We start from the raw sequence: 25334 nt of genomic DNA, 5'->3' as shown, positions 1-25334 counted from the left end.
GACTCGGCGTACCAATGAACGAACCGCTCGATCCGCCTGTACCCGGCTGCCGCGGGCTAATCCCCTGACCACGATGTCGCCGCCGTGGGCGCGACGGCAGGGTCGAGGTATCGACGTGTGCACCGGGTGCTGCGGTTCCAGTTTCTTTGGGCCGGAGGTGATTTCGTTGATGACGACACGGCTGGAGAGGAAGACCGAACGAGGTGTCTCCTCGGGACAGGTAGGGGTTAACCTGGCCTGGTGAGCAGCGCGCGAGTGCCCGGTGGGGTGGTGCACAAGCTGCCCGCAGACCTGCGCGAGGCGCTGATCGCCAACTCGACGGCACTCGCTGCCTGGAAGGACATCACGCCCCTGGCGCGCAACGAGTTCATCTGCTGGGTCGAGGATGCCAAGCAACAGATGACTCGAGAGCGCCGCATTCGCCGGACCCAGGAGGAGCTCGAAGAAGGCCAGCGCCGACCGTGCTGCTGGCCGGGGTGTAAGCACCGCGAGCGCACTGGCAGGTAAGCGCCTCCACGCACCGGAAAATAGCAGCTGCATCGTGCAGCCTACGGTCACCGGAGTTTTGTCTTGGATTAATGCGTCCGAGGTATGTTCGCAGGCGCTGTCCAACCAATAAGTAGGTGGCTCATGGCAGATCATCGGACGGAAATCAGTCTCCCGGACTCGCTTAATGGCCTGGACGACCTCGCACTCGACATGCGGCTCATCTCGTCGCACCGTGCCGACCGGGTGTGGCATCGCGTCAATCCGGAGCTCTGGGAGGCTTCGCGCAATCCGTGGGCGGTGCTCAAATCGATCGGCCAGCCCGAGCTCGACGAGCTGGGCAACGACGAGGCGTTCAGCGCCCAGGTGCACACGCTGATCGAAGACCGCCACAAGCGCAACAGCGAGCCGTTCTGGTTTCCTCAATCGGAGGCGGCGAAAACGCTGAGTCTGACCGCGTACTTCAGCATGGAGTTCGGTCTCTCCGAAGCGTTGCCGATTTACGCCGGCGGGCTGGGCGTGCTGGCGGGCGATCACATGAAGTCGTCCACCGATCTGGGCGCCCCGGTGGTCGGAGTCGGCTTGCTGTATCAGCAGGGGTACTTCCGTCAGACCCTCGACTCGCAGGGAAATCAGCGCGAGCTCTACCCGTTCAGCGATCCCAGCGAGATTCCGGTGCAGCGGTTGCGCGGCAACGACGGCGCGTGGATCCGCATCCCGCTCGATTTTCCGGGCCGGACCGTGTTCTTGCGCGCCTGGGCCGTCAACGTCGGCCGGCTGTCGTTGTACTTGCTCGACAGCAACGATCCGGCCAACGACCCATCAGACCGTGGCATCACCGCGCAGCTCTACGAAGCCGATCCCGAAGTCCGCTGGCAGCAGGAGATGGCGCTCGGGTTCGGCGGTTGGCGGTTGCTGCGCGAGCTGGGGCTCGATCCCGACGTGTGTCACCTCAATGAGGGCCACGCGGCGTTTGCCGTGTTGGAACGAGCCCGTTGGATCGTGCGGGAGCACGACGTTCCACTCGACGTTGCGCTGACCGTCGCACGCGCGGGCACCGTGTTCACCACGCACACGCCCGTCGCCGCGGCCTTCGACCGGTTTGATCCCAGCTACGTCGTGAGTTACCTTTCGCCGTTCGCGGCCGAGATGCACGTCGGGATCGGCAAGATCCTCAGCTTGGGCCGCATGCATCCGGACGATGATTCCGAACCGTTCAACATGGCGTACCTCGCGATTCGCGGAGCATCCCGCATCAACGGCGTGAGCCGGCTGCACGGCGAGGTGAGCCGCGAACTCTTCGCGGATCTCTTTCCGCGCCGCCCGATCGACGAGGTTCCGGTCGGCCACGTCACTAACGGGATCCACGTTCCCTCGTGGGACTCGCCGGCGGCCGATGAGGTGTGGACAGAAGCCGAGCTGCGCCAGCAGTGGATGGGCGTTCCGACGCCGATCATCGAATGGATGGAGAAGGTCCCGGCGGCCGAGTTGTGGCGGATGCGCAACCACAACCGCGAGCGCTTCGTATCGTGGGCCCGCCAACGGCTGGCCCGCCAATTCACCATCGCCGGCGCCGGCGCCGATCGTATCGATGAAGCCCAGCGCATTTTCGATCCGAAAGCCCTGACACTGGGCTTCGCCCGGCGTTTCACCGAGTACAAACGCACCGCGCTGCTGCTGCACGATCCCGATCGCTTCGCGCGCATCCTCACCAATCCCGAACGGCCCGTTCAGATTGCCGTCGCCGGCAAGGCGCATCCGGCCGACACATTCGGCAAGGAGATGATCCAGCGCTGGTATGAGTTCTCGCAACGCCCGGAAATTCGCTCGCATGTCGCGTTCATATCCGACTACGACCTGCTGCTGGCCGAACAGCTCGTCAATGGGGTTGACGTCTGGATCAACACACCGCGGCGGCCATGGGAAGCCAGCGGGACCAGCGGAATGAAAGTGCTGGTCAACGGTGGCCTGAACCTGTCGGAGCTCGACGGCTGGTGGGCCGAGGCGTACACCCCGCGCGTGGGTTGGGCGATCGGCGACGGACGGGAACACGGTAGCGACCCACAGTGGGATGCGCAGGAGGCGGAAAACCTCTATGCGCTGCTGGAGAACGAGATCATCCCGATGTTCTACGCGCGCAACGAAACCGGGATCCCGGAAGACTGGATGCAGCGGGTGCGCGAGAGCATGGCGACGCTGACACCCCAGTTCTCCTCGGAACGCATGGTCCGGCAGTACGTGGAAGAGCTGTACGCCCCTGCGGCGGTCGCCTACCGCACGCGCCTTGCCGACCGCTGCCAGGTCGGCAGCGACGTGCAACGGTGGCGCGAGATGATCGCGAACTACTGGAGCGACGTATCGTTCGGCGCGCTTCACGTCGAGTCGACCGAAGGCGGGCACGACTTCCGGGTCCTCGTTTCGCTCGGCGCGATCGGCCCGCAGGCCGTGCAGGTGCAGCTGTACGCCGCCGCCTGGGAGAACGGTCCGACCGAACGGATCGTGATGGAACGCGGCGACGAAGTCGTCCGCGGGACGTTCAGCTACTGCGTCCACGTCGACGGGCAGCGACCGCCCGAGGTATACACCCCGCGCGTCATGCCGCATCACAAGGACGCATCGGTTCCGCTCGAAGCCGAAAAGATCTGCTGGTACACCCGCTAGCTTCGCCGGCGGGCGTGCCAGAACTTCGCAAGAAGGCCTTCACGGTCATAGGGGTTCTCGACTGCGCTGCAGCGATGCGACCCGCAATGACCCTCACTTTGGTAAGAATGATCTGCTATGCCGCGTTCATTCGACATCTTGACCGAATCGCCCGCCAGCGTTGAAGAAATTCAGGCGGCGTTCGGCAGCGAGGACTATTGGCTGGCCCGCCTCGCGGCCAGCGACGCCATCACAACGTTGGATTCGCTGACCGTCCGCGCCGACGGCACGGTGGCAATGCGCGCCACCCAGCACGTGGGTCGCCAGCTGCTGCCCGGGCTGGTTGCCAAACTCATTCCCGGCGAGCTGAGATTCCTGCACAGCGAGACGTGGAAACCGGTCGGTGACGGCCAGGTACGCGGGCACGTCAACGTCTCGGCTTCCGGTGGTTTGGGATCAGGCCATGGGAAAGCGGTGCTGGCGCCCGCGGACGTTGGCTCACAAATGCGCTTCGCCGTGAGGGTGGAGGTCAAAATCCCATTGGTGGGCGGCCAACTCGAGAAGACCATCGGAGTCGGTTTGGTTCAGAACATCCCTGAGCTGCAGCGCTTCACCACTACGTGGATCGCCGAACACGCACGACATTGAGCCTGCGAGCGCCAGCCTGGTTGTCATGGTCGAAGCGAGGCCGCACAGAGAGTCGCGAACGCCCACGAATTGCACGCGCGGCGGCTTTACTCGATCTTGACCAGGTATTGAATTGCCCCACCGAGGATGGCTGACGTGAGTACGCTTCCATCGGTGGAGCTGCGGGTTTTGGGCCCTCTCCAGGTCCGGCAGGACGGCGCGACCGTCACCATCCCGGGCGCCAAACCGCGCGCCATCCTCACGATGCTTGGGCTGCACAACGGGTCGGTTGTGTCGGCCGACACGCTGATCGCGCTGCTATGGGGCGATGATCCGCCACGCACCGCCGCCAAGGCCCTACAGACCCACATCTCCTCGCTGCGCCGCGCCCTTGGCGACGGCGTCGTGGTGACCGAGGGAACGGGCTGGACTCTGCAAGGGCCCTGGGTAGATGCCTCGCGTTACAAATTGGCGGCCAAGATGGGCCGTGACGCCGCTGCGGCCGGCGACACCAGCCAAGCGGTGGCCCGTTTCGAGGAGGCGCTTGCCCTCTGGCGCGGAATCCCCGAACTGCCCGATGGCCGACGGGGAACATCCGAAAAGACGCGGTGGATCGAGGGCCATGCCGCCCTGGTGGAGGACCGGGCTGACGCGCTGCTGGCGACGGGCCGGGCCGCGGAGATCATCGGCGAGCTCGAGGCCGCGGTGGCCGATGCGCCGCTGCGCGAAAGACGATGGGGCCAGCTGATGCTCGCGCTTTACCGCGCCGGCAGGCAGGGTGAAGCCCTTGGCGCTTATCAACGGGCGCGGGCGCTGCTCGCCGATGAACTGGGGGTCGATCCCGGACCGGACCTTCGCCGACTCGAGGCCGCGATCGTCGCACAGGACGCTGCGCTGGAAACCCCTGCGGTACAACATGTTCCGGCTTTGACCCGCGCCGTGACCTTCCTGCTGACCGACATCGAGGGGTCGACGGCTGCCTGGGAGGCAGACGCCGACGCCATGGCGGTGGCGCTCGCACGACACGACGAACTCGTTGAACAGGTCGTCACGTCGCGCGGAGGACGGCTGATCAAGACGCGCGGCGAGGGCGATGCCACGTTCTCGGTCTTCGAGCGGCCGTCGGCGGCTGCCGCCGCCGCCATAGAGCTGCAAGAAGCGATCTCCGGCGAGCCGTGGGTGCTGCGGGAACCTATGCGGATCCGGGTGGCATTGCACACCGGGGAGGTCGAGTTCCGCGACGGCGACTACTTCGGGCGGGCAGTCAACCGCGCCGCCCGATTGCGGTCGCTGGCCGCGGGTGGCCAGATCCTGTGCTCGGGTGCGACCGCCGAGCTCGTCATTGACTCACTGCCCGATGACGTTGTGCTCGCCGACTTGGGCACGCGAGAGCTGCGCAACCTCGCTCGCCCGGAGCGCGTTTTCGAGCTGCGGCTGGAAACCGCCGACGACCGTCCTCAGCCAGTCTCAACCGACGCGCCGTTGGAGCGCCCGATCCTGCCCGCAGTGCTAGCCGGCCCCGGGCCGTTCGTCGGGCGCGGGCGCGAGCTCGAGCAACTTTTTTCCGCTTGGCAGACCGCGCTGACCGGTGCCACGAACGCGGTGCTGATCGCCGGTGAACCGGGTGTCGGCAAGACGCGTCTGGCCGGCGAATGGTCCCGACAGGCCTACGACCAGGGCGCGCTCGTGATTTACGGCCGTTGCGACGAGGACCTCGGTGCGCCGTACCAGCCGTTCGCGGAAGCCCTGCGTGCGCTGGTGCCATGCCTGGGTACCAACAGGCTTCGGGGGCTGCGTGGCGTTGAGGCACTGCTCACATTGGTTCCGGGCCTGATCGACGTCCTGCCCGATCTGGCCCCACCCACCCGCGCCGACCCCGACACCGAACGCTACGCACTCTTCGATGCCGTCGTCGCGTTGTTGGGAGTCGCCTCCACGAGCGCGCCCGTCGTGCTGATACTCGACGACCTGCACTGGGCAGCCAAGCCCACGCTGCTGCTATTGCGGCACCTGCTGCGCTTTGGCGAACAGGCCCGCGTCCAGATCATCGGCACGTACCGCAGCACCGACCTCGACCGCTCCCACCCACTAGCCGCGATGCTCGCCGACCTGCACCGCAGCGCCGGTTCTGGCACCGCCAGCCGCATTCAGCTCAGCGGCCTAGACGAGAACGATGTGACCGCCTACGTCGCCGAGGCCGGCTACGACGACGAAGAGCTGGCTCGGGCACTGGCATCAGTCACGGGTGGCAATCCATTCTTCTTGATCGAGGCCCTGCGCCATGTGGACGAAAGTGGCGGCCGGTGGGACCAGAGCACCTTGCCGCAGGGGGTTCGCGAGGCTGTGAGTCGCCGTCTTTCGCGGCTTGAGCCGGAGACGAACAAGGCCCTTGCCGCGGCCGCGGTGGTCGGCAGCCGGTTCGCTCTGGAACTGGTCGAGCGCGTGGTCGGGGACGACCTCGTCGACGCGTTCGACGAGGCGTGCAAGGCCGGCATCGTCATCGAAGAGGCAGGCGGTCGCTACCGGTTCAACCACGCCATCGTCCGACAGTCGCTGCTTGCCGAGCTGGCGTCGGTGCGGCGCATGCGGCTGCACCAGCGCATCGCCGCGACCCTGGAGAACGAACCCGGCGCCGACGACGAGCTGCTCGCTGAGCTGGCCCACCACTACTTCGAATGCGCGTGGGCGGGAAACGCGGCCAAGGCCGTCGAGTATTGCCGGCGCGCGGCGGACCAGGCGATGGCCCGCCTCGCCTACGAAGGCGCCGCCGATCTCTACGATCGGGCCCTGCACGCGCTAGAGGAGTTTGATGAGGAGCTGCCCGACCGCGACGACCAGGCGGCCGAACTACTAGTAGCGCGCTGCGAGGCTCTGCTGGCCGCGGGTGACGTGGCTTCGGCGACGGGCGCCGTATCGCAATTACAAGGAACGACAGTCGATTCAGCCCGCCTCGCGGCTTGGGCGACGTGCTTCGATGGCCAGCTTTCGATGCTGATCCATCCCGAGCGATTGGACGACGTCGAAGCCGCGTTGGGCACAGCTGCCGAAAAGCTGGCCGAATTAGACGATGCCGCAGGGGAAGCCAAGGCGCACACGGTCCGTGCCGGCTGCCTCGCCCGCCTTGGACGAATCGGCGACTGCGAAATCGCCCTGGACGACGCTCTCACCGCGGCGCGGCGCGCGCGCGAACACCGCCGGGTCAACGCGGTTCTGGCGAACGCGCCACTCGCGGCGCTGTGGGGACCCAACCCGGTTCCGCGCGCGGGCGGTCGGTGTCTTGACGTGGTGCGCCTGCTCCGAATCACGACAGACTCGCCAGCGGTCGAGGCGACGTCGACGCGGTGCCAGGCCGTTTTGGAGGCCTTCCGCGGCCGCGGTGCCGCAGCCCGACGGATGATCGACTCGGCCCGGCGCACGGTCACCGAGCTCGGCCTGCGCCATGCCCTTCTTGAGGTCGAGCAGTTTGCCGGCATTGTCGAGCTGGTTGTCGACGATCCTGCCGCGGCCGAGGGGCATCTGCGTCAGGCCTACAACGGTTTTCGCCGCATGGGCCTCGACGCCGACACAGCCGAGACAGCCGCGCTGCTGGGCCGCACATGTCTTGCGCTCGGCCGAGATGCCGAGGCTGACGAATTGTGCACGGAGAGTGAACGACTCGCCGGACACGCGCTGAAGGCGTCGATCGCCTGGCGCACTCTTCGGGCGCAGCTGCTTTCGCGCGGCAATGCTCACGACGAGGCTCGGCTGGTCGCCGAGGCTGCTGTGAGCCGGGCCGAGCGCACCGACGCATTGGTCGATCACGGCGACGCATGTCTGGCGCTGGCAAGGGTTTTGGGCGCCGGCGGCGACGTCGCGGGGGCGCGAGCCGCCGCCGAGCGGGCGGTCGGGCTGTACGAACGGAAGGGGGCTGCGGCGCTCGCCGAGAACGCGCGCCGCATTCTTGGCGCCGCCGACCTTCCTCAACCACCCCAACCCGAAGCCGCGCCCGTCGAACTGACCAACGCTTGCGTGCAAGCGGGCAGCCGGTTGATTGATGCCGTGAATCGCGAGGCCTGGGACGAGGTAAAGCAGCTGTTAGCCCCATACGTGTCCGTCGAGAGTCGCCGGAAGATCGTCGGCTTCCCACGGATCGACGTCCCATCGAGCGAGTGGCCCCAGGATATGAGGCGTTATCTGGAGACGGGTATGGTGCGCTACCGCCACACGGCTCTTGCCGTGCGTGGCGAGCGTCTTGCCCTCACCCGGCTCGAGATAGGCACTGCAGATCTGAGTTCGGGGGCGCCGCAGGACGAGATGCTCCATGTAGCCGGCATTGACGAGGAAGGTCGAATAGCGCTGCAGGTGTGGTTCGACGTCGAAGACACCGACGCCGCCCTCGCCGAACTCGACGCCGCGCACGCCCGGTTCGAGGAGCCACGCCATCGAGCGCCGCTCGAAAATGCCGCGACTCGCGCCGATGATCGGTTCAACGAGCTCTTTGCCGAAAGGCGTTGGGACGAGATCGGCGCGCTGTTAGCCGACGACGTTAGGGTCGATGACCGACGGCGAGGACGCCGCCGAGATGGCAACGATCGCGCCACCGAGCTCGCTGAGTTACGGACGATCGCCGCCCTCGGAACTAAGACCATGACGTCAGACGTCCTCGCGATCCGCGGGGAATGTCTAGCCCTCGTTCGCACCCGCTACTCGGGGACAGACCAGGGGCCCGAGGCGTTCCACACCGTGATACTCCGCATTGTCGAGATCGACGCCAACGAGCGGATCGCGGGATACGTCGCTTTCGACGCCGACGACTTCGAGGCCGCCATCGCCGAGCTCGACGCCCGGTACGTCGCCGGCGAAGCAGCCGCCCACGCGCACACATGGTCGGTCATCACGCGGGCCTACTCCGCGCTCAACCGGCACGAGATGCCCTCGACGACGCCAGATTGGGCCAACGTCGACCACCGGCATGGGATGTCTTTTGCGCCTGGTGAACTGCCCGCGTTACTCGCCTCGTGGTACCTCGCGCCCCATGTGAGCGGCTCGATCGAGGTTGTACATCGGCTGGACAACCTCGGAGCTGTGGTCACCTCCGCGTCGCATGAGACCTCGCAAGAGGGCGTGAACGCCGAATGGCGGGTGATCAGCGTTCTCACGATCGACGGTGACCAAATCGACCGCTTAGAAGTCTTCGACGAGGCAGACATCGACGCCGCGATCGCGAGGTTCGGACAGCTAACCCGGCCGGCACGGCGGCTGGAGAACGCGGCCTGCCGAACGTACGAGCGCATGCAAGCGTGCTTCGCGGCCCGCGACTGGGTCGCCTTGGCGGACACACTGGTTGACGACGTCTACAACGAAGATCGCCGTCGAGTGGTGAATGCAGGCGTGCAACGGGGCCGAGATGCCGCGATCGATAATGTCCGGCGGGCTGCCGACCTCGGGGTCACGCACGCGACGTCAAACGTCGTTGCCACCCGTGGAGAGCAGCTCGTCCTCACTCATGCGCGATTCTCGCAGGGCGACGAGACACCCGGGGCATTCGGCGTCGATGTCCTTCAGCTCGTCGAGGTCGACGCCGACGAGCGGATCGCGGCGCTTATCATGTTCGACGCCGAGGACTTCGAGGCCGCAATCGCGGAGCTCGATGCCCAATACCTTGCCGGCGAGGCGGCACCGTACGCCCGCACATGGTCGGCCATCGCGCGAGCCTACGCCACGATCACCGGGGGTGAACTCGCGGCGACGACGCCGGACTGGGTGAACATCGACCACCGTCGCGCGGCAGCTTTCGCGCCCGGTGATGCGAACGCATTCATCCGCGCGGCATGGGACCTCACGCCGGACTTCAAGACCTACGTCGAGGCTGTGCATCGCCTGAACAACCTCGGAGCCGTCGTCACTCATGCGGCGCGTTGGACCTCGCAGGAGGGCTTCGACGCCGAGTGGCGCGCGGCCAACATTTTTACGGTCGACGGCGACAGGATCAGCCGCTGCGAGCTATTCGACGAGGCAGACGTCGATGCGGTGATCGCGAGGTTCGATCAGCTGAGCCGCCCGGCGACACGGCTGGAAAACGCAGCAAGCCAGGCGGTCGAGCGCTACTCGGCGCACTTCGCGGCCCGCGACTGGGATGCGCTCGCGAAGGTACTGGCCGACGACATCTCTATCGACGATCGCCGGCGGGTCGTAAACGCAGGAATCCGACACGGTCGAGATGCCGAGATCGCAAACCTGCGGGCGACAGCCGACGCCGGGTTCATGTACATAACGCCCGTCGTCATCGCAGCCCGTGGGGAGCGCCTCATCCTCGCGCACGCCTCGGGCCGCGATCGCGGGTCCGAGGAGTTCCTGTCGGATGCGCTAGGCGTCCTCGAAATTAACTCTCACAATCAGATCGCGGCGATCGTCGTGTTCGACCTCGACGATTTCGAGTCGGCAATCACCGAGCTCGACGCGCGCTACCTCGCCGGCGAAGCGGCCGCCCACGCGCACACGTGGTCGGTGATCACGCGCGGCCATGCCGTGGTCAACCGGCGCGAGCTGCCCCCAACCACGCCGGACTGCGTAAGCATCGACCACCGACGGGGGGCAGCCTTCGCGCCCGGCGAACTGATCGCGTACTTCCGTGCCGGGTTTGACCTCGACCAAGACATCCGAACCTACGTCGAGGAAGTGCATCGCCTGAGCGACGTTGGGGCGGTCTGCACCCATGCGGGGCATGGCATTTCGCGCGACGGCTTCGCCGCCGAGTGGCGAGGGATCGACCTCTTGACGGTCGAAGGCGACATGGTCAACCGCTGCGAGGTCTTCGACGAGGCAGACCTCGACGTCGCGCTCGCCCGCTTCGAGGAACTGGACCAGCAGGCACGGCGGCTCAAAAACGCAGCAAGCCAAGTTTCCGAGCGTTTTTTAGCGCACTTTGCGGCAGGCGACTGGGACGCGATGGCCGAACTACTGGCCGACAACTATTCCGTCGACGACCGCCGTCGGGTGGTGGGCGCGGGAGTCCGACATGGTCGAGACGCCCAGATCGTGGACATGCGGGCGATCGCCGAAGTGTGGATCACGAATGTGACGTCGACCGTCATAGCGATCCGCGGGGAGCGCCTTGTCCTCATGCGTATCCGACATTGGGACAGCGATCAACGACCCGAGGCGTTCCACACCGATGCGCTAGTCGTCGGCGAGATCAACGACCACGAGCGGATCGTCGCGGCCATCTCGTTCGACCCCGACGACATCGACGCTGCCTTCGAGGAACTCGACGCCCGCTACCTCGCCGGCGAAGCGGCCGCGCACGCGCATACGTGGTCGGTCATAGCGGGGGCCTACGCCGCCATCAACCGTTACGAGCTCCCCTCGACGACAGCGGACTGGGTGAACATCGACCATCGGCCGCTACAAGGTAGCGAGACGAGCGATCTCACCGCATACATCCGCGCCACCTGGGACGTGAAGCTGCACAGCCGGGTTTACATCGAGGCGGTGCACTGCCTCAGCGACGCAGGGGCAGTGGTCACCTATGCCGCGCATGGCACATCGCAAGAAGGTTTCAACGCCGAGTGGCGGGCGATCAACATTTCCATGGTCGATGGCGACCTCATCGACCGAAGCGAGCTATTCGACGACACGGACCTCGACGCCGCGCTCGCAAGATTCGAGGAGCTGCATCCACAGACGCGGCGGCCGGAAAACGCGGCAACCCTAGTGACTGAGCGCTTCTTGGCTCACTTCGCGGCAGGCGACTGGGACGCCATGCCGGAGATGATGGCCGACAACTTTTCCAGTGACGATCGCCGTCGGGTCGTGGGCGCGGGAGTCCGATACGGTCGAAACGCCCAGATTATGGACATGCGGACAATCGCCGACCTGGGGATCACGAACTGGGCGACGACCCACATAGCGACCCGCGGGGGGCGCCTGGCCCTGAGCCGTACCCGCATGTCGCTCCGGGGCCAGAGGCCTGAGGCATTTTACGGCGAGATGCTCGATGTCCTCGAGATCAACGCTGACGCGCAGGTCGTGGCATACGTCCTGTTCGACCTCGACGATATCGACGCCGCCTTCGAGGAACTCGACGCCCGATACCTCGCCGGCGAAGCCGCCGCTCACGCGCACATATGGTCGGTCATCACGCGGACCTACGCCGCAATGAACCGGCACGAACTCCCGGCGACGACGCCGGACTGGGTGAACATCGACCACCGTCGGGGAATAGCGTTCGCGCCCGGTGACGCGACCGCATACCTCCGTGCGTCGCAAGACCCCCAAGGCAGCGTTTACATCGAGACTGTGCATCGGCTGAGCAACCTCGGAGCGGTTTTCACGTGGGCCGGGCATGGGACCTCGCAAGGGGGCTTCGAAGCCGAGTGGCGGGGGATCAACGTTGTGACAGTCGAAGGCGATCTGATCAACCGCGGCGAGATATTCGACGAGGCAGACATCGACGCCGCGATCGCGAGGTTCGAAGAGCTGCACCCGCAGGCGCGGCGGCTGGAAAACGCGGCAAGCCATGTGGCCGAGCACTTCCTGGCGTACTTCGCGGCAGGCGACTGGGACGCCATGGCGGAGATATTGGCCGACAATTCCTTCCGGGACGATCGCCGTCCGGTGGTGGGCGCGGGAGTCCGACATGGTCGAGACGGCCAGATCGCAGACATGCGGGCGATCGCCGACCTGGGCACCAGGTACCTGACACCGACCGTCTTGGCGACCCGTGGGGAGCGCCTTGTCCTGGGGCATCTCCGCTTGTCGCTCCGCGATCAAGGGCCCGAGGGATTTCGCACAGATGTGCTCGTCATCGGGGAGATCAACGCCGACGGGCAGATCGTCGCGGCTGTCTCGTTCGACCTGGACGACACCGACGCCGCCTTTGAGGAGCTTGATACCCGGTACCTCGCAGGTGAAGCGGCACCCTACGCGCGCGTGTGGCAACTCGGGATGCAAACGATCGGGGAGCTCAACCGTCACGAGCCGGGGCCCATGATTGGGCGATTTGTTTATGCCGATCATCGGCGAATCCCGTTCGCATCGGGCGAAGAGTTTGGGCGGGGGGTCGAGGAGCTGTGGGCACTTGTGCCCGACGCTCGCTATCGGACAAAGGCTGTGCACGCTCTCGATGCCCACGGGACCGTCACCACCCTCGTCATAGAGGGCACCGACACGCACGGAAGCGAATTGCAGTGGGGCCGCATCATTCTGTTCGCTTCCGAAGAACCACGGGTGGAGGTCTACGAAGAGGAAGACCTCGATGCCGCGCTCGCGCGGTTTGAGGAATTGCGCCCGCAGTCGCGGCGGCTGGAGAATGCGGCAACCCAAGTGGATCAACGGTTCTGGACCCACTTCGCGGTCCGCGACTGGGACGCCATGGAGGAGCTGCTCGCCGACGATATTTCCACAGAAGATCGTCGTCGAGTCGTGAATGCCGGCGTCCGGCACGGTCGAGATGACCACATCGCGGAAATGCGAGCCGTCGCCGAAGTGGGGGCCGAGAGAATCGCGTCGATCGTCATGGCGACCCGCGGAACGCGCCTCGCCCTCATTCGTATCTGCGGTTCGACCCGCGGCATGGGGGCCGGCGAAATCAGCGCCGAGGTGCTCAACATTGTTGAGATCGACGCCGACAACAGGATCATTGAGCGCGTCGGGTTCGACGTCGACGACATCGACGCTGCCTTCGAGGAGCTCGATGCCCGGTACCTCGCCGGCGAAGCCGCTGCCCACGCGCACACATGGTCGGCCATCGCGAACGCCAACGCAGCGTTCAACCGGCACGAGATGCCTCCGACGACGCCGGACTGGGTCAACATCGACCACCGGCCTGTGACGGCTTTCGCGCCCGGCGACATGACGGCATACATCCGTGCCACGTGGGACGTCGCGCCGGACGTGAGAAACCGCATCGTAGCCGTGCATCGTTTGAGCGACCTCGGAACGGTCTTCACTCAGATGCCACGTGCGACCTCGCAAGAAGGCTTTGAAGCCGAGTGGCGGGAGATCGTGGTTGCGACGGTCGAAGGCGACTCGCTCAGCCGCTGCGAGATTTTCGACGAGGCAGAATTCGACGCCGCGCTCGCCCGCTTTGACGAACTGCACCCGCAGGCTCGGCGGCTGGAAAACGCGGCAACCCAAGTGGCCGAACGACTTCGGGCGAACTTCGCCGCCCGCGACTGGACCGCAAGGGCGGAACTACTGGCCGACGACTGCTCCGTCGACGATCGCCGTCGGGTCGTGAACGCCGGAAACCAACACGGCCGAGACGCCGACATCGCGAACATGCGTGCCATCGCCGCCCTCGGAGTCGTAAACATTGCGTTGACAGTCATTGCTACCCGCGGAGAGCGCCTCGCCCTCAGTCGTGCCCGCATGTCGGGCCGAGACCAGCGGCCTGAGGCTTTCTACACCGAGACGCTCACCATCCTCGAGATCGACACGAACAACCGGGCCGCGGCGCAGGTCGTGTTCGACCCCGACGACATCGACGCTGCGTTGGCGGAGCTCGATGCTCGCTACCTCGCCGGCGAAGCGGCCCCCCACGCGCACACCTGGTCGCTCGTCACGCGGGCCTACGCCGCGTTCAACCGTCGCGAACTCCCCTCGACGACACCAGATTCGGTTTACATCGATCATCGACCACTCCAAACCCTCGGGGCGGTTGATCTGGTCACAGCGACTCGTTCCATTTGGGACATTGCGCCGGACCTCAGCCTCTGCATCGAGGCGGTGCATCGGCTGGGCGAACTCGGGGCCGTCGTCACCCAAACCCTGAAGGGGACCTCGCAAGAGGGCTTCGACGCTGAGTGGCGGACGATCGACATTTTCGCATTCGAAGGCGACCTGCTGAGCCGCTGCGAAGTCTACGACGAGGCAGACCTCGACGCCGTGCTCGCACGGTTTGAGGAATTGCGACCGCAGGCGCGGCGGCTCGAAAACAAGGCAAGCCAAGTGGCCGAGCGCTTTAACGCCAGCTTCGCGGACCGCGACTGGGACACAATCGCGGAAATGTTGACCGACGACACCTCCACGGACGATCGCCGTCCGCTTATGGGCGTCGGGATGCGGTGCGGCAGGGATACCGTCATCGCCGACTGGCGGGCGACCGCCGATGTCGGGGTAAAGAACATACCGTCCGCCGTCATCGCGACCCGTGGCGAGCGCCTCGTCCTGAGTCGTTACCGTTTCTCGGGGCGCGACCAACGGCCCGAGGCGTTCCGCACCGACGTTCTCGGGGTCCTCGAGATCGACAGCCACCAGCGGATCATGGGCTGCGTCATGCTCGACCTTGACGACATCGACGCCGCCTTCGAAGAGCTCGACGCCCGCTACCTCGCCGGCGAAGCGGCCTCCCACGCGCACGCGTGGTCGGTTATCGCAGGGAGCTGCGCCGCGTTCAACCGGCACGAACTCCCTGCGGCGGACTGGGTCACCATCGACCACCGGCCGCTCGCCCCGATCGACGCGAGTGATCTGCCCGCCGCCATGCGCGCCATTTGGGACCTCACGCCGGACCTCACCACCCACATCGAGGCGGTGCATCGGCTTAGCAATTTCGGAGCGATCGTCACAATTACGGCGAATGGGACCTCGCCAGAAGGCTTCGACGCCGAGTGGCGAATGATCGACCTCTTCACGGTCGAAGGCGACCGGTTCAACCGCTGCGAAATGTTCGACGAGGCAGACCTCGACGCCGCGCTCGCACGATTTGAGGAACTGCGCCCACCGGCGCGTCGACTGGAAAACGCGGCAAGCCGACTAATCGAGCGCTTCCTAGCCTACTTTGCGGCGCGCAACTGGGCTGCAATCGCTGAGATGTCGGCCGACGAAATATCCACCGACGATCGCCGTTCGGTTGTCAGCAGCGGGATTCTGCGCGGACGCGATATCGACCTCGCGAACATACGGGCGACCGCCGACGTCGGGGTGACTGATCTAACGTCGACGGTCATTGCAACCCGTGGCGAGCGCCTTGCCCTCGCCCGAATCCGCTTGTCGGGCCGAGATCAGCGACCCGAGGCGTTCCACACTGACCTGCTCAACATCGTCGAGATCGACACAGACAGCCGGTTCGCGGCACGTATCCTGTTCGATCTCGACGACATCGACGCCGCCTTCGAGGAGCTCGACGCTCGCTACCTCGCGGGTGAGGCGGCCGCCCACTCGCGCACATGGTCGGTGATCACCGGGATCTACGCTGCGTTCAATCGGCACGAGCTCTCCCCAACGACGCCCGATTGGGTGAACACCGACCACAGGCGAGGGATAGCTTTTGCGCCCGGTGACATGACGGCGTACGTCCGTGCCGGGAGGGACCTCACGCCCGACAACCGGCTCTACATCGAGACCGTGCATCGGCTGAGCAATCTCGGCGCCGTCGTGACCCACGTGATGAAAGCAACCTCACGAGACGGCTTCGACGCCGAGTGGCGGGAGATCGGCATTGTGACGGTCGAAGACGACCTCATCAGCCGCTGCGAAATCTTCGACGAGGCAGACCTCGACGCCGCAATCACGAGGTTCGACGAGCTCGATCGGCAGGCGTGGCTTGAGAACGCCGCGACCCGGGCCTGGGGACGTGTCACCGATGCATACAATCGACGCGACCTTGACGGTTTCCTTGCCCTCGGAAGTGCGGGCGTTCGCTTTGAGGACCGGCGAAAAGGCATGCGTGACGTACACCATGGTCCAGTACGGCGGAAGGCTGTACAGGCGATATTCGAGCTTGCGCCGAGCGGTTGGCAGATGACGGTGGAGCCCATCGCAATCAGGGGACCTCGCCTCTCGCTGACCCGCGCGTGTTACCGCGACACCGATGATGCCGATCGACCGATCGCCGCGGAGCTCTTGCACGTCACGGAAGTCGGCGATGACGACCTGATGCGCGTCACCGTCAGCTTCGATCCCGACGACCTGAACGACGCGTTCGCTGAGCTCACGGCTCAATGGATCGCATCTGGAGAGGTCGCGCATCCCGAGGTCATCGAGGTGGTAGGCCAGCTGACCGAGGCCACCAACCGTCATGACTGGGATGCGTTCGCCACACTCAGCGCCGGTGCCACGTATGTCAACCACCGGCAGCTGTCCAGTCCAGGCGTCCAAACGATCGCCGACCACATGTCGTCGATCCTGACGATGGCGTCGCTCGTACCCGACTTTTGGGTCGAACAAGCCGAGGTTCTCACGCAGTCGGCGATGGGCGTTGTCAGCCACGTGGTCTTGAGAGGCACGTCGACCGATGGCGTCGCGATCGAGATTCCACTTGTCATGCTCATCCTGCTCGACGGCGGCCGCGTGACACGTTTTGAGGCCTTCGACGCAGACCAGCGCGATTCGGCCCTGGCCCGATTCGAGGAACTCAATCGGTCCGGCTAGCTTCGTCTGAGTCTGGTGCCGAGCTCGCGCCAGCGCTTGATGCTCGCCGGAAAGGCTTGCGGCGCAGCACCAAGACGATAACCAACGCCAGCACGGCCAGCACCGGTATCCACGGGATCAGGAATCCGACCGTCACCACGACGCCATGGACAGCGGAGAGCAACGACTGCCACCCGTGTTGGAGCGCACCAAGGAAACCACCGTGGGTCACCGTCGGTTTGGCCGAGAGGCTGACGTTGATCGTCGCATAGGAGATCTGGTCGCCAAGTGCGGCGCGCTGCGCCCTGAGCGAGTCCAACTCGGCCTGCCGCTGGGTCAGCGATGACTCCGCCGCAAGCAGGTCGGCAACGTTACCCGCCCGGCCCATCAGTTGCAGCAGTCGATTGACCGAGGTTTGTAACGCCTCGATGCGGGCATCGAGGTCGACGCGCTGCGAAGTGACGTCGCTGTGCCCGATCGACATCGACTCGACGGTCCCGAGTTTCTTGGCGTCGGCCAGGACCCCGTCGAGCTTGTCCGCAGGGATCCGCACCACGAGATCCACTGTCGGCGACGATGATCCGGATCGCTCCGATCGCGAGTCCACTCGCCCGCCCGCATCGGTGACCGCTGAGACGAGCTGGTCGGCCGCCTGGGTGGGCTCGGCGACGATCATCTGCACGGATCCCGTGGTGACGATGTCGCGTTTGAAGGTGCTGTCCTGAGGGGCCTGTGGCGGCGGGGGTGCCTCCGGCGCTGCGATCGTGTTCTCCGGAACACCGCCCCTCGTCTCGCTAGCTGTGCCGGTATCCCCCGATGCTGGGACCTTGCCGGCCACTATGCCGTCGCGCATCGGAGGCGAGACCCCATTCCGGCTGAGCGACCAGGTCCAGCCGCCGCCGATGAGCAACGCGGTGGCCACCGCCACGGCAATCACATTGCGCAGCTTGACCGTTCGTGCTTTGGATGCTCGCGGTGGCGCCTTGACGGATGGCGCGGGTTCGCTCGGCATCGCGGCAGCGGCGTCAGCCGGAGCCGACGCCATCGGCTCGGCCATGAGGGCCCGGGCCATACGAGCAACGCTTCGGGACACCGGCGCGGCTCTAAGCAGAAGGTCAGCATCGTATCGCTGCCGCCCCGCGTCCCATCCGGCCGGCGCCTCCACGGGTTGCATCACGCGGTGCTGCAGCCCACCCTCGGCAACGACCCGACTGTCGACGGCGACGAATGCGGTGAACCTACACAACACACCAAACCGCAACGACGTGTCGACGATTCGCTTCTCCAGGGCCTCCGTGTTAGCCGAGGCGTAACGGTCCTCGAGGTCACGCAAGTGGGACCGCGCCCACTGAGCGGTCACTGCCGGGGCCTCGCGGCGCTGTCCGGAGACGGTTGACGACCAGTCCCCGCCTTCGCGCGTCGTGCCGTGCAGGACGAGCGAGCCGGCCGCGCTTCCCCGATAGCGGCCGGTCACCACCAGCGGCACCCCCGGGAACAGGTCGGGTATCCGAGCCGGGCTCACGGTGTCCTCGATGGTCGCCAGTCCCTCGGCGCGCAGGGCCAGCGAGTAGGCGAGCGGCCTGCCGATGCGACGGTGAATGGCATCCATCGCCTCATCGAGGCGGTCCTCGCTTTCCACCAGCTCGCAGCGCCCCCCGCCGACACTGGCCACGCGGCCCAGGAATCCGGCGTTGACGGCCTGATCGATGCCAACCGTGTGCACCCGCACCCGCTGCAGGTCGCCGGACAATTCGCGCAGTAACTGGTCCTCGTTACCGACCTGCCCGTCGGTGACAAGGATGACGATGGCATCGCGGGCGTCGCGGATGTCGCCGTTGCGCGACCCGCCAACTAACGCGAGAGCCTGCCGCAACGGCGCAACCATCTCGGTGCCGCCGCGTGCGTCAACGCGGGCGAGGTGCTCGACGGCGCGGTACCGATTGCGGTCGCTGGCCTCGACCAACCCATCGGGTAGGCCGGCGGGGCGGTCGATCCGATCGTCAAATGTCAAGACCGCGAACCGATCACCGCCGGTGAGCGTGTCGACGATCCGCGCCGCGGCGCGCCGAGCGGCCACCATCTTCCACCCGGCCATGCTCCCGGAGCGATCCAGCACCAGCACCAGCTCCCGAGGGCGCGGCGGCGCACTCGACGCCGGCGGCAGAACGGTGAGCTGATAAGTCCCTTCGTCGCCCTTCGCATCGGGAACCAGGACGAGCGAGTCGGTGAGGCCTTCGGCGCCGTAACGCAGCCGCAGAACGAAATCCCGGTTGGCCCGCTCGCCGGGTTGCACCCGTATCCGACCGTCCTCGGTGGACACCGCGTGCAGGCTCGAGCGCACCTCCGACAGGGTGAGACTGGCGGGGTCAATGCCGACCTCTACGGCCAGCAGAACCGGGTGCGGGAAACCGGGCAGCAGCACGGGCGGGGTGATGCGCGACGCGTCGGGAACCGCCTCGGTGTCGTCGGCGTAGCCGTCGCCGACGGCGATATCCGCAAGGGCGCCGCCCGGGATGTACCGCGGCGCAACAACAAGCGGGAAGCGGAATGTCGCCTCGCCATCCGCGTAGGTCAAGGGGCTGACAAGAGTAAGTGCGATGCTGACCCGTTCACCGGGCAAGATGTTCCCCACCCGCATGGTGAAAACGTCCGGGCGCTCCTCCTCGGCGATGGATGCTCGCCGGCCCGACGCGATGGCCTCGTCGTACGCCTCGCGGGCAGCCTCCCTTTCCCGTAGCTCGGCTTCGACGACCCGCCCGTCGGCGGTCATCTGCATTCGCGTCACCGCACCCCGATCCGGCAGTGGGAACACGTAGGTGGCTTCCAGAGGTACGTCGAAGGCATTGACAAACTCCTGCGTCAGCTCCACAGAGCTGGTGAGCCCGGTGATCTGCGCCCGCACGTCGATGCATTCGAGCGGCAGATTGCCGCGCTCGGTGCTCAGAGCACCCAGCCCAGCCTCGTCGGCGGTCTCGTCCGTGGCCTCGCGAGTCGTTTCCGCGTCGGTCATCGACGTGATGCGGACGGTCATGATGGGCTCCGTTCATCAAGGGTTAGCAGGCCGCGCTCGGCCAGCAGTTCGAGCAACGGCCGAGCGGCCGCCTGGATCGCGTCGATGTCGTTTTCGTCTGGTCGGCCACTGTGACCAGGTCCGGCGGGCAGCAGTAACAGCGCTCCGCCGGGCAGACTCACCGCGGCCAGCTTGGTGACAGTGTCACCGCCGCTGCCATTCGTCAGCGGTTGCGCGGCAGCGGGCGGCTCGGCCCAGAACCGCCGTCGGCGACCGGGGCGCTCCGCTGGTGGTGGCTCCTGGGGCCGCGCCGGCTCCGCCGCGAGGAGTTCGTCGGGAACGGCGGCGACTTCGCGCAGCGTTTGGTCTGCCGCTCCCGCCAGTTCGGCCTGGATCTCGGCAAGCGAGCGGCCCTCGGCCTGGCGCCGTTTGACAGCGACGATCTGCCGCAGGTGCCGGGGGCCGTACAGCGCCGTGCGCCCTTGCATGGCGGGCCGGTCGACGAGTCCGGTTGTCGTGTACCACCGCACAACCCGCCGATCGGGCAGCTCCCGGACTCGCCCGTTGGGCGCTCCCGGGTACGCGGGACCCGCCAGGCAGGCGGCGACCCGCCGCACCAGCTCGTCCAGCGTCCACGACGCCACTTCGGTCATCCATCGATACTGACACTGTCAGATAACACTGTCAATGTTTCGGAGGCACGGTGGGACAGGCGTGGTGGACACGGCAATCAACGACGCGAACCGGCTCATCCAGCGCGAGTTGGGCATCTACAACTTTCGCGACTGGCGCGGATGGGCCGCCTTTCTATTGGATTACACCTGGGGGTTCCCGGGAACGGCGTTGGGCTACGGCGTTCAGGTCATCAATCACTTCACCCCTAACTCCGACTACGACCCCGCCCTCAGCGAACTCGTGGGTTCGCACGTCTACCGCGGCGGCGTCGGACTGCCGGGCTTTGCCACCACGATGGGCAACGTCACCACCCATCTCGGGACGGGCTACTGGTTGTTCCACCCGAACCAGGACTGGTTCAGCCTGGTCGAGACGGCGGCGTACTACGACAACCCTTGGGAGGTGTGGGCCTACGCCAACGACAACAACTGGCCGCCGCCGGGGGCGAACCCGGCGCTGCTCTGGCCGCCGTGGACGTACCCGGTGCTGCTCTCCCCACTCTGGATGGAACCGGTGGCGCTGTTCTTGTAGGCAATTGGGCCTTTCATATACCTCTGAAGTGGGGCGGGGCCGCACACCAAACGGTGTGCGGGCCTTTTCCTTTGGCGGCCCTCGTGGGGACCGCCGCTCAGCGGTGGGCGGGTCATCTCGGTCCAGGCTGGCCGGCCACAGACACGCGTTGATTGGTGTGTGCTGAACCCTGTTGGCAGCACTGCGAACCCACCGCGTTCAACTGTATTCGGCTGCGGCGGGTCGCGTTACGAATATTGTCACCGCGGGTTACCGTGTTGCCGTGCCTAATTGGTGCGGGTGCTCAGCGTTACCGTACGTTTCGCGCCGTGACGTCCTCAAATACGTTGCGGCCGCGCCAATCATGCTGGGTTTGGGCACCGCCGCATCAGGGCTGGCCCAACCCCCGAGTGCTGGGGCGGATCCGGCCTTGGTTGCGGCGGTCGAAGTGCCCGGGCAGGCACCCGATATCGTCAGTCGCGCCCAGTGGGGGGCCGATGAGTCGATTCGCAGCCGAGCACCGATGTACGACAACGGAATCAAGGCAGGCATCGTGCACCATACGGCCGGCGTAAATGATTATGCACAGCAGGATTCGGCGGCAATTGTGCGGTCGATCTACGCCTACCACACCCGCACCCTGGGCTGGCCGGACATCGCCTACAACGCCCTGGTCGACAAGTACGGTCAGGTATTCGAGGGCCGATTCGGCGGGATGACCAGAGCGGTTCGGGGCACCCACACCGGCGGGTTCAACCGCAACACGTGGGCGGTGTGCATGATCGGCGAGTTCGACACGGTGGGCCCCACGCCGGTTCAGGTGCACACCGTCGGGCGCCTGCTCGGGTGGCGGCTGGCCATGGATGGCATCGACCCGCAGGGCAGCGTCGCGTTGACATCGGAAGGGGGCCCCTATACCCGTCTCCCCCAAGGCGCCGCCGTGAGCCTGCCGTGCATTTTTGCCCACCGCGACGTCAGCGATACTGATTGCCCCGGCAACCTCGGATATGCCTTGATGAACCAGATTCGCGACATTGCCGCGCGGTTCAACAATCGCCCCAGCGCCCAGAATCTGGCGCAGTCGCTACAAGGTACTGCTATCTATGACCGGTGGCAGGCGATGGGCGGCATGAACAGCGCACTGGGCGCACCGACGTCGCCGGAATCGCAAGGGGCGGGAGCCACGCGGTACGTCATCTTCGAGAAAGGAGCGATGTACTGGTCGCCGGCCAGCGGGGCCCAGCCCGTCACTGGCGCCATCTACGCCGCGTGGGGCACCCTCGGCTACGAACTCAGCGCGTTGGGGCTGCCGACCAGCGCCGAAATCCAGGAGCCCGAGTGGGTCGTCCAGAATTTTCAACACGGCACCCTGAGCGTTGATCGTGGGAGCGGGGCAGTCGTTAGCGTGATCGACGGTGTCGCTGCACTGGTGCCGCCGCCGTCAGCAGACGAGCCGCCCGTGCAGCTTGAGCGGTTTTCGCCGGCGCGCAACCGAGTTTGACCGGGCGCGCAGTCTCGAGAAAATCACCTCAGAATATGCGGGCTGTTCCCGCAGCGCCGCTACACCGAAATGATCGCGCCGAGGGAAACACTGGGCTGCAGCGGCCTGCGCTGGCACGGTAGCAGTTCGTGCGGGTGTGGCTGAGTGGCTAGGCAGCGGCCTGCAAAGCCGTATACACGGGTTCGAAGCCCGTCACTCGCTCCGCGGAAGCCGCGCCACTAGACGGCAGTTAGGGGTGGGCGTGCGGAGTGACGAGGAACTTCTCTCCGGTCGCTCGCTTGACGTATACGTTGAACGCGTCGGGATTGAGCATGCCGGCAAGTGAAACCTCCCGGGTATAGCTACTCGCGAACGTCGTGGTGAGCTCCGCGGCCACCCGAGCGCGCAGCCGACCAAACGTCTCGGCCCCTGCGCCCTGAAGAAACGGGGTGAGCAGCCACCCTCCGACCCCCCAAGCCATGCCGAAGTTCCTGCTAAGCACCGTGGGACTGGTGTCGAGTGCGCCGTAAATGTAGACCTGCTTGTGAACGTTCGACCCGTAGCGCGAGTACTCCGCCGCGGTCGAGTTGGCCGCCTCCTCCATGCCATTAAGGATCTGGCTAGCCAGCGTTCCACCACCCGTGGCGTCGAAAGCAAGCGTCGCGGATGTCGCTTTGAGCGCCTGGACGAGGTCTGTCGCGAACGACGGCGATGCCGAGTTGAGGACATAGGTTGCGCCGAGCGACCTCAGCAGCTCCTCTTGATCGGGCTTGCGGACGATATTGACCAGCGGTATCCCGTCTTTCTGGCAGAGCTTGACCAGCATTTGGCCGAGGTTCGACGCCCCGGCGGTGTGCACGAGACCGGAATGTCCCTCGCGGCGCATCGTTTCAGTCATTCCGAGTGCCGTCATCGGATTGACGAAGGACGATGCTCCGTCCCTTGCCGTGGCCCCCTCGGGCAGGACCAGACATGCGGAAGCGTCAACCGCTCGGTATTGCGAGTACATCGCGCCGCCTGCAATCGCCACCGTTTTTCTGATGAGGGCCTGGGCCGTTGAGGATGACCCTGCGGCCACCACGGTGCCAGCGCCCTCATTACCCACCGGAAGCGACTTGTCGAGTCGGGCCGACAGCGCTCCCAGGGTGGCCTCTTTGACCGAGGCGGTGACGACGGGACGCTCAGGCGTGCCCCCGACCGTCGCAGTAGTCATGTCCGCGCTTGCAATGAGAAGGCCTAAGTCTGACGGGTTGATCGGCGAGGCTTCCACACGCACCAACACCTCATCGGCGCCGGGGGCTGGAACTGGAACCTCGTGCAGCGAGAGTTCGAGCGTGCCACCAGACGTCACCAACGAACGCAGCTCTAGGGCGATATCAGGCAAATCTCCGGCCATCGGTGCTCCCTTGTTCCTGTTGTGGGTCGACCTTCAAGCGTGTCAACGCGAAACGCAGCTACAGATCTTCCGTCACAGGGTCCACGTAAAACCATCGGCCGGCGCGGCGCTCGAAGCGACTGCGCTCATGCATGCTGCCGGCGTGGCCCGCCGACTCGAAGTGGGCCGTGAACTCCACCTCCCCAACATCGTCGTCTGGGCCACCCGCGACGGTGTCGATCACCTTCAGACCCGTCCAGGTGATGCCAGGGTCAACGGTCACACCGACCGGCCGCGTTCGCGGGTGCCAGGTGCGGAACAGGTAGTCGGCGTCTCCGCAGGCGTATGCCGAATACCTCGACCGCATCAACGCCTCGGCCGATCGGGCCTGCAGCTCGCCATGGTGAAACGGCCCGCAACAAGCCCGAAAGCTATCGTCACTGCCGCAGGGGCACGACGGCCCGAGGAGTTCGTCCACGTCCTACTGGCCCGCGTTGCGGGCCAGATCGATGGCGTACTGATTCACGAAGGTGCCCGCCGGCGGATCACCCTTGCCGCATGTTCCGTCGGATTCACCGGGACGTTTGATCCACAAGTAGGCGTCGGCGTGTGCGGCCCCGGTAGCCGCGGTAGGCGGAGTGCCCAGCGCTCGGCCGCTGGGGTTGCACCAATTGAGCTCGGAGTCGGGCGCTGGTCCGACGCCGTTGCGCGACGTGTCGATCACGTAGTGCGAACCGTTGGTGAGCGCCGAAATCGCCTCGCCGTAACCGATTTCGTCCCCGCTGGTGAAGAAGTTCGAAGTGTTGAGGCTGAAACCCCGCGCGCGGCTGACATCGACCTTGTTGAGCCTGGCGGCCATGTCCTCGGGGCTATGCCAGCGCAAGTGACCACCGTCGACATACACGGCCGTGGCCGGATTGCGCGTCAGCGTGTCGACGGCGTAGCGAATCAAGTCGTAACGTTCTTGGCGCTGGTCGGCCGACAGGCAGTCGGCCATGGCGAGTGCATCGGGCTCGACGATGATCGCCGTCCGCGAAGCGCCCACGTCGGACGCGATGCCGTCGATCCACGAGCGGTAGTCGTCGGCCGTCGCCAAGCCACCCGCAGCGAAGCTGCCGCAGTCGCGGTGGGGGATTCCATAAAGCGTCAGAACCGGGATGGCGCCAGCAGCCTGCGCGTCGCCGGTGTACTTCGCGACC

The 25334-nt window shown here is 65.9% G+C and carries 11 protein-coding genes and 1 tRNA gene; 7 read left to right on the top strand and 5 right to left on the bottom strand.

All coding sequences use genetic code 11. The features are described 5' to 3' along the window. The first annotated feature begins 240 nt into the window (after window positions 1-240). The 4 genes from ACLP4W_RS15710 (at window position 241) to ACLP4W_RS15695 (ending at window position 17106) form a co-directional block, all read left to right on the top strand. Window positions 241-507: a YdeI/OmpD-associated family protein gene (locus ACLP4W_RS15710; protein WP_442387404.1), complete on the top strand. Its 267-nt coding sequence runs from the start codon at window positions 241-243 to the stop codon at window positions 505-507. A gap of 123 nt (window positions 508-630) precedes the next feature. Then, window positions 631-3147, top strand: a complete 2517-nt coding sequence (gene glgP, locus ACLP4W_RS15705) for an alpha-glucan family phosphorylase (RefSeq protein WP_442387402.1) — start codon at window positions 631-633, stop codon at window positions 3145-3147. Between the two features lie 117 nt (window positions 3148-3264). After that, window positions 3265-3774, top strand: coding sequence for a DUF2505 domain-containing protein (locus tag ACLP4W_RS15700; protein ID WP_442387400.1), 510 nt, complete (start codon window positions 3265-3267; stop codon window positions 3772-3774). Between the two features lie 153 nt (window positions 3775-3927). Continuing rightward, window positions 3928-17106 carry a BTAD domain-containing putative transcriptional regulator gene (locus ACLP4W_RS15695; RefSeq protein WP_442387489.1) on the top strand — a complete coding sequence of 4393 codons (13179 nt, stop codon included), beginning with the start codon at window positions 3928-3930 and terminating at the stop codon, window positions 17104-17106. On the opposite strand, the gene ACLP4W_RS15690 is transcribed toward ACLP4W_RS15695, so the two are convergent. Both ACLP4W_RS15690 and ACLP4W_RS15685 read right to left on the bottom strand, forming a co-directional pair. Continuing rightward, the gene (locus ACLP4W_RS15690) at window positions 17090-20116 is read right to left on the bottom strand and encodes a DUF4349 domain-containing protein (RefSeq protein WP_442387398.1); all 3027 of its coding nucleotides are present in this window, start codon (window positions 20114-20116) and stop codon (window positions 17090-17092) included. The genes ACLP4W_RS15695 and ACLP4W_RS15690 overlap by 17 nt on opposite strands. After that, on the bottom strand, window positions 20113-20748 hold the full coding sequence (locus tag ACLP4W_RS15685) for a MerR family transcriptional regulator (RefSeq protein WP_442387396.1): 636 nt from the start codon (window positions 20746-20748) through the stop codon (window positions 20113-20115). Before ACLP4W_RS15685 ends, ACLP4W_RS15690 begins: the two co-directional genes overlap by 4 nt. Window positions 20749-20809: 61 nt before the next feature. Between ACLP4W_RS15685 and ACLP4W_RS15680 the strand changes: the two genes are divergently transcribed. The 3 genes from ACLP4W_RS15680 (at window position 20810) to ACLP4W_RS15670 (ending at window position 22982) form a co-directional block, all read left to right on the top strand. Continuing rightward, a complete protein-coding gene (locus ACLP4W_RS15680) occupies window positions 20810-21301 on the top strand; it encodes a hypothetical protein (RefSeq protein ID WP_442387394.1) in 492 nt (163 codons plus the stop codon). Window positions 21302-21563: 262 nt separating this feature from the next. Beyond that, window positions 21564-22781, top strand: coding sequence for an N-acetylmuramoyl-L-alanine amidase (locus ACLP4W_RS15675; RefSeq protein WP_442387392.1), 1218 nt, complete (start codon window positions 21564-21566; stop codon window positions 22779-22781). Between the two features lie 130 nt (window positions 22782-22911). Continuing rightward, a tRNA-Cys gene (locus ACLP4W_RS15670) sits at window positions 22912-22982 on the top strand. A 28-nt stretch (window positions 22983-23010) separates the two neighbouring features. Here ACLP4W_RS15670 and ACLP4W_RS15665 read toward each other — a convergent pair. The 3 genes from ACLP4W_RS15665 to ACLP4W_RS15655 form a co-directional block, all read right to left on the bottom strand. After that, window positions 23011-24156: a zinc-binding dehydrogenase gene (locus ACLP4W_RS15665; RefSeq protein WP_442387390.1), complete on the bottom strand. Its 1146-nt coding sequence runs from the start codon at window positions 24154-24156 to the stop codon at window positions 23011-23013. 58 nt (window positions 24157-24214) lie between these two features. Then, window positions 24215-24613: a YchJ family protein gene (locus ACLP4W_RS15660; RefSeq protein WP_442387388.1), complete on the bottom strand. Its 399-nt coding sequence runs from the start codon at window positions 24611-24613 to the stop codon at window positions 24215-24217. 3 nt (window positions 24614-24616) lie between these two features. Further along, window positions 24617-25334 (bottom strand): glycoside hydrolase family 6 protein (locus ACLP4W_RS15655; RefSeq protein WP_442387386.1); only part of this gene is annotated, 718 nt, incomplete at its 5' end.

This window comes from Mycobacterium sp. (genome assembly GCF_052145595.1).
In the GTDB taxonomy this organism is placed as follows: domain Bacteria; phylum Actinomycetota; class Actinomycetes; order Mycobacteriales; family Mycobacteriaceae; genus Mycobacterium.
The sequence above is the reverse complement of the archived record's forward strand: the minus strand, read 5'-3'. Positions and strand labels throughout refer to the sequence as shown.

Bases quoted from the DNA above. Each gene is read 5' to 3' on its own strand.
- ACLP4W_RS15685 (WP_442387396.1), bottom strand. From the start codon at position 20,748: ATGACCGAAGTGGCGTCGTGGACGCTGGACGAGCTGGTGCGGCGGGTC.
- ACLP4W_RS15690 (WP_442387398.1), bottom strand. From the start codon at position 20,116: ATGACCGTCCGCATCACGTCGATGACCGACGCGGAAACGACTCGCGAG.
- ACLP4W_RS15665 (WP_442387390.1), bottom strand. From the start codon at position 24,156: ATGGCCGGAGATTTGCCTGATATCGCCCTAGAGCTGCGTTCGTTGGTG.
- ACLP4W_RS15700 (WP_442387400.1), top strand. From the start codon at position 3,265: ATGCCGCGTTCATTCGACATCTTGACCGAATCGCCCGCCAGCGTTGAA.
- glgP (WP_442387402.1), top strand. From the start codon at position 631: ATGGCAGATCATCGGACGGAAATCAGTCTCCCGGACTCGCTTAATGGC.